General features: G+C 34.7%; 7 protein-coding genes. 3 read left to right on the plus strand and 4 right to left on the minus strand.

Features of this window, described 5'->3' with window-relative positions:
• The first annotated feature begins 342 nt into the window (after window positions 1-342).
• Both BAMA_RS22785 and BAMA_RS22790 read left to right on the plus strand, forming a co-directional pair.
• Complete coding sequence (locus tag BAMA_RS22785; RefSeq protein WP_034644254.1) at window positions 343-1,728, plus strand: alanine/glycine:cation symporter family protein; 1,386 nt, start codon at window positions 343-345, stop codon at window positions 1,726-1,728.
• 29 nt (window positions 1,729-1,757) lie between these two features.
• Window positions 1,758-3,446, plus strand: a complete 1,689-nt coding sequence (locus tag BAMA_RS22790; protein ID WP_034644255.1) for a M20/M25/M40 family metallo-hydrolase — start codon at window positions 1,758-1,760, stop codon at window positions 3,444-3,446.
• 79 nt (window positions 3,447-3,525) lie between these two features.
• Here BAMA_RS22790 and blaI read toward each other — a convergent pair whose 3' ends face one another.
• The gene (gene blaI / locus BAMA_RS22795) at window positions 3,526-3,909 is read right to left on the minus strand and encodes a penicillinase repressor BlaI (protein ID WP_034644257.1); all 384 of its coding nucleotides are present in this window, start codon (window positions 3,907-3,909) and stop codon (window positions 3,526-3,528) included.
• 20 nt (window positions 3,910-3,929) lie between these two features.
• Window positions 3,930-5,702, minus strand: coding sequence for a BlaR1 family beta-lactam sensor/signal transducer (locus tag BAMA_RS22800; RefSeq protein ID WP_034644259.1), 1,773 nt, complete (start codon window positions 5,700-5,702; stop codon window positions 3,930-3,932).
• Window positions 5,703-5,985: 283 nt separating this feature from the next.
• On the opposite strand from BAMA_RS22800, the gene bla reads away from it, so the two are divergent.
• Window positions 5,986-6,879: a class A beta-lactamase gene (bla, locus tag BAMA_RS22805; protein WP_415782971.1), complete on the plus strand. Its 894-nt coding sequence runs from the start codon at window positions 5,986-5,988 to the stop codon at window positions 6,877-6,879.
• A gap of 144 nt (window positions 6,880-7,023) precedes the next feature.
• Here the strand turns inward: bla and BAMA_RS22810 are convergent, their stop codons facing one another.
• Window positions 7,024-8,127, minus strand: coding sequence for a DUF4030 domain-containing protein (locus BAMA_RS22810; RefSeq protein WP_034644263.1), 1,104 nt, complete (start codon window positions 8,125-8,127; stop codon window positions 7,024-7,026).
• Window positions 8,117-8,692, minus strand: a complete 576-nt coding sequence (locus BAMA_RS22815; protein ID WP_034644265.1) for an RNA polymerase sigma factor — start codon at window positions 8,690-8,692, stop codon at window positions 8,117-8,119. The genes BAMA_RS22810 and BAMA_RS22815 overlap by 11 nt, the downstream gene beginning before the upstream one ends.
• Between the last annotated feature and the right edge of the window lie 230 nt (window positions 8,693-8,922).

The raw sequence follows: 8,922 nt of genomic DNA on the forward strand, positions 1-8,922 counted from the left end.
AGCGACTCTTAGTATATTACACATATATCACGAAAGAGTCAACATGTTTTCTTAAAAAAGTTGATTTCATTAAAAAAGCTTTCTATCCATCTTTTCACAAATTTGTACACCTTATAAAAAATTAATTGACAAAATTATTCTGAATATTCTTTAATTAAATCAATGTACGATATATAGTTTCACATATTCTACATAATATACAACTTACATCCCATCTATTAGTTACAGTAATTTTTCTTCTGTTATTCCTAAAAACTCAATAAACAACAATCCTAATATTCAATATCTAATCATTATGTAGAGAGCATTATCATTTTAACTACATATACTAGGAGGAGAGCTATGGAAACATTTTCGCAGATGATTACACAGGTTACGACAGTTATTTGGGGACTCCCTATGATATTCATTCTACTTGGCGGGGGCATTTACTTAACATTTCGATTACGCTTTTTCCAATTTCGGTACTTTCCTCATATTATGAAAGAAACGTTCGGAAAGATCTTTTCAAAAAACAACGCACCTGGTACAGTAACACCCTTTCAAGCGACAACATCTGCTTTAGCTTCTACAATGGGGGCTGCAAATATTGTTGGTGTTCCAGTTGCGATTGCACTAGGTGGACCCGGTGCAATTTTTTGGATGTGGATCGTTGCTTTAATCGGCATGGCTACAAAATATGCCGAAGTTGTATTAGGTGTTCACTACAGACAAAAAAATGAGAACGGTGAATGGGTCGGCGGACCAATGTATTATATTGAAAAAGGTTTAGGGTGGAAAAAAGTTGCCTTCTTCTTTGCATTCGCTCTCATGATTGAAATTGTAGCCAGCACAATGGTGCAAGCTAACTCTATTGCTACAACTATAAAAAGTTCCTTTCATATTCCACCAGCTATAACAGGTATTCTCATCGTTATTCTTGTCGGGCTTGTCACATATGGGGGAATTAAAACGATTGGAAAAGTTTCAGAACGCCTTATTCCTCTTATGGTTATTTTATATTTACTTTGTTCCTTTACTGTACTTATTGCTAATTTTTCAGAAATCCCTACGGCTTTTAGTTTAATCTTTACACACGCATTTACTCCTCTTTCTGCAACTGGGGGATTTGCAGGGGCTGGGGTAGCTGCTGCTATTCGCTGGGGATTGGCACGTGGCCTTTACTCCAATGAAGCGGGGATGGGAACAGCACCAATTGCTCATGCTGCTGCGAAAAATGAACACCCTGCTAAACAAGGCTTTTGGGGCGTTTTTGAAGTTGTAATTGATACACTAATTGTTTGTACACTTACAGCTTTAACTGTTTTAACTTCCGGGGCATGGAAGACTACTAGTATAAGTGACGCACCTACAATGGTTACAGCTGCTATGGAGCCTGTATTTGGAACGACTTTAGCAGGAACTATCATTTCTATTACTCTCTTCTTATTCGTTATTACTACTGTTGTTGTTATTATCTTTTATGGTGAAAAGCAAGCTGAATATTTATTTGGCCCTACTTTCTCTAAATATATGAGAATTGTATACATTGCAGCAATTATGATTGGAGCTGTTGGTGGTTTAAAGTTCATATGGCAATTCCTTGATTTAATGCTAGCTTGCGTCGTAATTCCAAATATACTTGCTGTCTTCTTCCTTAGTAACAAAGTACAAACAATCACCGACGACTATTTCACTACCTTCATATCATCCAAAAAAGAGAAAACAAAATCAGATACAGCTAGTTAAGTTATAAAAAACAAAGGAGGCTTTATTCTATGTACCAACGTTTACGCTCTTTATCTATAGCAAAGCAAGTAGAAACATTAACGAAGCATTTAGTTTCATTTAATAGTATTAACGGTACTATTGGTGAAGGAGCTATTATGAATGAATTATATAAAATTTTAAGTAGCTTCCCTTACTTTCAAGATAATCCCGATCACTTATGGGTTCAAAACGTGCCAAATGATCCAATTGGGCGAAAAAATATATTTGCTTTTTTACAAGGAAACAAAAAAACAGATTCTACTATTATCTACCATTCTCACTTAGATACGGTAGGTATTGAAGATTACGGTACATTAAAAGAGCATGCTTTTTCTACAGATATACTAGAAAAGTATTTCCAATCCTATGAAAGCGATGAGGACGTTCAGGCAGATGCTCAGTCCGGGGATTGGTTATTTGGACGCGGTGCTGTTGATATGAAAAGCGGTGCTGCTGTTCATATTGCTAATATCCTATACTTCTCTGAACATCTCGACTTATTAGAAGGAAACATTCTCCTTCTTTTCAATGGCGATGAAGAGGGAGAACATCGCGGAATTACAGCTGCATTAACTGAATTAGAAAGAATGCAGCAAGAAAAACAATTACACTATCACTTAGCAATTAATAATGATTTCATTACACCTTTATACGATGGAGACAATCAGCGCTATATTTATACAGGAACAGCCGGGAAACTTCTACCTTGTTTCTATATTTATGGAAGAGAAGTACATGTTGGAGATACATTATCAGGAATTGATCCAAACTTTATTGCTGCTCAAATTACGCGCAGATTACATAACAACTATCAACTAACTGAATTTATACCTGATGAGCTTGTTTTACCTCCAACATGTTTATATCAACGTGATAATAAAGAAAGTTATACTGTACAAACCGCAACAAGCAGCCAGCTGTATTTTAATTATTTTATTTACGAATCTACACCTGAAGAAGTTCTTGAAAGACTATTAGCCGAAACAAGACAGGTATGTAAAGAAGCTGAAGAGTATCTCAAAGAACAGTTTCAACATTATTTATTTGTAACAGGCTTACCATCACGTGATCTTTCATGGGAGATTGCGGTTACAAGTTACGGAGATTATATAGAAGAATTACAACAACATGGCATAAATACGGAAGCAATTATTCAAGACACGCTAAAACAAAGTAATAATAGCGACTTACGTGAAGTTTGTTTTGAAATTGTCGCTGCTCTGCAAGAAATGGATCCTAAGAAAAAGGCGAGGGTTATTTTATTTTTTGCACCGCCTTTTTTACCACATAACTATTTAAAACAAACAAGTGAACAAAGTCATCAATTACAAAGCAGTATTGAAATAATACTACAAAATGTACAAGATGAGACTGGAGAACAATTTGTGTTGAAAAAGTTTTTCCCTTATTTAGCTGATGGAAGCTTCCTATCTATTCACGAAACAGATGATGAACTAAAACCATTATTACAGAACTTCCCAAAATGGGAACAACTATATCCACTTCCATATGACACTATACGTAAATTAAATATCCCTTCTATTAACATGGGGGTGTACGGGAAAGACGGTCACAAATGGACAGAGCGTGTCTATAAACCATATTCATTTCATGTGCTGCCTTTGCTTATTCAAAAAACAACCGTACAGCTTTTACAGGATTTTAAGAAGTATTCCAACTATAAAGTGCAACTTTAATCAGTGGGTGTTTTCTCCATCCCCCACTATTTCGACCGAAAAAGGCGATATGGAAAAATTCCATATCGCCTTTTTCATATTATTTCTTTTTAGGTTTCTTATCTAAAATAAAACGTAATTCATTAATATCCTCATCAGACAGGGTATCTTCCTGAATAAAGTGGACAAACATGGATTTCAAGGTACCTCCATAGATACGCTTGATAAATGATTCGGTCTCGGCACGCTGGCACTCTCCCTGTGTATAGAGCGGGTAAAAGGTGTAAACTCTTAGATCTTTATTGACACCTACTACATCTTTTTGAACCAATCGATCGAGAAGAGTTCGTATAGTTTTCGGCTTCCAATCAGTACTCTCCTGTAAAGAAAGTATGATGTCATTCGCTGTTTGAGGAGCTTTATCCCAAAGCACGTTCATGATTTCCCATTCTGATTCTGATATACTAGGAATGTTTTTCTCCATATTTATCTCCTCCATTTACTTTAATAGATTCCTAAATCTTTTAAAATTGATAAAGTAATTTCTACAGCTTTGCTTCCAGATGCATCATCTCCATTTTGTATATTGGTAGCAAAGAAATAAGTATTGTTCTTCACCTCTACATACCCGATAAACCAACCATTGATGTTTTTTCCATTCACTGTTCCTGTACCTGTTTTTCCTGATAAGCGAGCTTCTTCATTCTTTTCCAAGAGTAGTGCTTCCTTCACAGCTTGGATATTCATTTCCTCATATCCAAATTGATTGTTATAAAATGCTTGCAGTAGTTGCACTTGCTCTACTGGAGAAATTTTCAACGAGGATTCGTGCCAGAATTCTTCTAACCCTCCAGATACATTAGAATTTCCATACTTTATGTCTTGTAAATTGGATTGTATTGTTTCAAATCCTGTTCTACGATCTAGTTCTTGGAAATACCAGTTCACAGATTTTTGTAAAGCAGTTGAGACATCTTGATCCATATTCCAAGCTTCATAGGGTTGTTCCATCCCATCCCATGAAAGGGTGGATTCTTCGGGTGATATCACATTTGATTCTAGTGCAAATAGGGCACTGTAAATTTTGTATGTGGAATCAGGTGATACTCGCAACGTACTTTTCTCTTCATTATAAATGCGATATTGTCTAGCACTATCATCATATAAAACAAAGCTTCCTTCATATCCTCTAAAAAATTGATGTAAATCCTCATAAACTGTTCCGTCATTATTAAAATAGTATCGATCGTTTTCCGTCGCGAATGCGGAAATGACAGGTAGTTGGACTGTCAATATGATACTGACCAACACATAAATAAAGACGCTTTTTCTTATTGATTTCTTTGCACTATGCTTATAAGCAGCAATTTGTTCAATTCGCTTTTTAATTTCAGACTTTGAACCGTTTATTTTTGTTACTAACTGTAGCTTACTGGACCGTTTTGAAAAATCAACAAAATTAATGATTGTGTTTCCATATTCACTAAATGAATTATCATCTATTAAATGTAAAACAGATGTATCACATGCGATTTCTCGATCTAATTTCATTTCTCTAAAAGCAAGCCAGACAAGGGGATTAAACCAATAAATGATTTGATAGAACAATATCACATAATTTGTCAGCAAATCCTTATGTTTATAGTGATTCAGTTCATGAAGAAAAATATACTCGTAATGTTTCAAACTAAGCCAGTTTTCATGCTGAGCAGGTAAGACGATATATGTTTGAAAAAGTCCGAATATCATTGGAGATTGCACTCTTTTCGAAATAACAATCTTTATTGATTTTTTAATCTGTAGTCTTTTCTTGCATTCTTCGAAAAGTAAGAGAACTTCTTGATTGGAGAACGTAGAAGAATGATTCTTTATCCTTCTAAGTGTGATCCATCCACGAACCATAGTAAAAGTAAATAATACGACACCTGACACCCATAATCCCATCACTCCTATATTAAGCAAGGATAGGTCCAGCCGATTGACAGATACAGAAAAATCTTGTATCAAGTGTAGGCCTTGCATCATATTAGTTCTAGTTATTTCCGTATTAGGACTGAGTGCATTAGTCTGATATGCATTCCCACCGCTAAAAAGAGAACTAAAAGTATATAAATGAGTAGGTATGAACGGAAGCGATAAAGCGATAAAAAGAAACATCCACAAATGATAATTCCATTTTGCTGTTAGTTGTCTTCCAAACCATTTTCGTATAAGTAAAATAACAATAACGGAAAATGAAGAAGCCAATAGGCCAATTATAAAATGAGTTAAAAACATGTTCTTCAACACCAACTCTCTCGTATTTTAAAATTTTTTAAAATAGGTATATAGCCATATTTTTAGTAGATTGATGGTAAAAAATAAAGAGTTGACTTCATTCGACTACATATGTAATACTGTACTACAGATGTAGTCAGACTACAAATGTAATCTTTTGAAACTCCTTGAATAAGGTTATTTTTCAACTTGTACATAAGAGTCTAATCAAATAATTAGGAGGTTTTACATCATGAACAAAAAAAGAGTGTATCAAATACTAGCACCGATAAGCTTAGTGCTTATGGTTGTAGGTTGCTCAGATGAGAAAAAACAGGTTGTACAACACTCAAAAACAGAACATACAGGAGGAGCTAATCAAACGTCAGAAAATATAATGGAAAAAGAAACCGTAATAGAGAAATTTGAACAACTTGAGAAGGAATATGACGCGAGGCTTGGGGTCTATGCTATTGACACAGGAACAAAGGAAACCATAGAATTTCGTGAGAATGAACGATTTGCGTACACATCTACTTTCAAAGCCCTAGCCGGGGCTGTTTTATTAAAGCAAAATCCAATATCAGCACTTGAAGAAATAAGGACATTTACCGATGAAGATATTGTTACATATTCTCCAATTACAGAAGATTTTGTGAACAAAGGGATGAGTCTAGGGGAGATAGCTAAAGCAGCGATACAGTATAGTGATAATACAGCAGGAAATCTTCTTTTCGAAGAATTAGGTGGACCAGATGGATTTGAAAAGGCGTTACGAGAAAGCGGCGATACTATCACAATGGCTGACCGTATCGAACCAGATTTGAACGAAGCTATCCCTGGGGATTCACGCGATACAAGTACTCCTAAAGCACTTGCAACTACCCTTGAAGTGTTTGGAATCAGTGAATACCTTCCTGCTGATAAACAAGAAATTTTCACAAATTGGTTAAAAGGAAATACTACCGGTGATTCCCTCATTCAGGCTGGTGTACCAGAAGGTTGGGAAGTTGGAGATAAGAGTGGAGCCGGTAGCTATGGAACTCGAAATGATATAGCAATTGTTTGGCCACCAAATCGGGAGCCGATTGTTATTGCGGTCATGTCAAGTCGTAAAGAAGAGAATGCAAGCTTTAATGATGAACTCATCGCAAAGGCTACAAAAGTGATTACTCAAGCTTTTTCTAATAATAAATAGATTAACATTTTAAAGAAAGAGTACGACGCTTCGGATGAAGGTCGTTTTTTACTACAGGAAAGTTTGTGAAATAATATATTTAGAGCAGTTAATAACAACAATTGAACATATAAAAAGTGAAACTTCAATGAAGTTTCACTTTATTTAATCGCTTGTAATACTCTTCAGTTTTCCTTTCCCTGTCTTATCATAAATCACAATTTCATACTGATCACCTTGAATCATCTTTTGTATTTCGTCTGAACTAAGAAAGTCTTGCACAGTTTGCTCAATTTCATTCACAACATCATCTGTATTTTTATTAGATGGTGATAAATTTGTATCAATTGAAATAGAGAAATACTCATGTTTATTTGTGTAACCTACTGACTTTACCTCATATTTTTGTTTGGCCGTTAAGCCGTCTACAATTGTAGTGAAAATTGGCATCCATCTAACTTCACGTTCCTCTTTTTGATGATCGTATGTACGGACTTTTACTTGGAATTCTTTAATACCTATCTTTTTTACATTTTCCATTACATCGTTTTTAATTTCATTTATCCTTGTCTCATTATTTGGTAATTGTAGTTTGATTATTTGATCATCATATACCATTACTTTATCAGATTCATATCCGTATTTTTTCAATACTTCTGAAGTTAGTGTAATCGCCTTTTCATTTTCTTCAGATTTCCTCAGTTCTTCTGCAGTAGTGTCCCTTTGTGGAGGCATCTCAGCTTTATAAATCCTTATTTTATACGCATCATAATTCCGTGCATCTAATACACCTTGAATAAGCTCTGTAACTGGCTCTTTCACTTTACGATAATATGCATTTGACCCTTCAATCCCTACACTGACTTCCCTTGGATGAACACTAACACCTAATCCGTCCCACTTATACCCTTCTTCATTTAAAGCATCACTAATTTCATCTATTACTGGTTTAGATTCAAACAATAAGTTGAGATATGGAATTTTCGATGCAATTTGCGCCATAGCTGGAGAGACAAATGCTCCACCAATAAATAAAAGGCAAGCTGCTGCAATGGATACAGGAAATATGACCCTCTTCTGTTTAAATCTATTTTTCTTCTTTAAATCTTTTTGAAAACCACTCCATTCTCTATTAACCTGATCTTCAATGTCCTTTTCTATTTCTCCATTCGCATACCGATTTGGTAATTCATCCATAAATGTCTCAATACTTTTAGGTACTTCTAAGTTATTTAAGGATTGAAACTTGTTCTCTTTCTTATAATTCATTTGTCATAACCCCCTCTAGGGAACGATTTGACTCTGTTATAATAACAGCCAGCTTTTGTTTTCCGCGTTTCATTCTACTTTTGATTGTATTTACATTCTCACCAAGAATAAGAGCAATTTCTCTTACTGCTAAGTCTTCATAAAAATGAAGAAAAAGAGGTACACTCTCTTCTCTTTTTAATTTCATAATGTGAGCGATCATTTCGTTTTGATTTTCTTTTTTAATTGCTACTTGTTGCGCAGATTGAGAAGTTATTTTTATTTGCGCTTCATAACTGTCATCTATGTCCATATGTACAAAACGATTGTTTTTTCTATAAATATCTATTGCTCTTGAATACACAAGACGAAAAAACCACGCTTTAAAATTCGTCATGTCTTTATTTTTCATAATACTAATATAGGCACCTTCTAACGCATTTTGTAGTGCATCTTCTGCGTATTCTTTTGTTTTGAGTATAAGATAAGCTGTTTTATAAGCAGCTGGTAACAACTCTTTAACGAGTAAACGAAACGCTTCTTTGTCTCCGCCTCTAATTCTTTGCAGTAACTCCTGTTCTTTCACCTAGGAACCTCCTTCTTTCTTTTGTTCATATATATAACGATGCAAAGTAGTATTTTGGTTTCATTTTACAAAAAATTGTATTCAAAAAAATAAAAAAGACCATTTACGGTCTTTTTTAATAAAAATCATATCACCTTCACTTTCTCACAAATTTCGAGGTGGAAGTCTTACAGCACTTAAATAGGAGATAAAAACAACAAAAAAACCCAAGTCATGCTGACTTGGGTTAG

The organism is Bacillus manliponensis (assembly GCF_000712595.1).
Lineage (GTDB): Bacteria > Bacillota > Bacilli > Bacillales > Bacillaceae_G > Bacillus_A > Bacillus_A manliponensis.

Excerpts from the sequence above, each read along its gene's own strand:
- BAMA_RS22800 (WP_034644259.1), bottom strand. The coding sequence starts at position 5,702 with ATGTTTTTAACTCATTTTATAATTGGCCTATTGGCTTCTTCATTTTCC.
- BAMA_RS22785 (WP_034644254.1), top strand. The coding sequence starts at position 343 with ATGGAAACATTTTCGCAGATGATTACACAGGTTACGACAGTTATTTGG.
- BAMA_RS22810 (WP_034644263.1), bottom strand. The coding sequence starts at position 8,127 with ATGAATTATAAGAAAGAGAACAAGTTTCAATCCTTAAATAACTTAGAA.
- blaI (WP_034644257.1), bottom strand. The coding sequence starts at position 3,909 with ATGGAGAAAAACATTCCTAGTATATCAGAATCAGAATGGGAAATCATG.
- bla (WP_415782971.1), top strand. The coding sequence starts at position 5,986 with ATGGTTGTAGGTTGCTCAGATGAGAAAAAACAGGTTGTACAACACTCA.
- BAMA_RS22790 (WP_034644255.1), top strand. The coding sequence starts at position 1,758 with ATGTACCAACGTTTACGCTCTTTATCTATAGCAAAGCAAGTAGAAACA.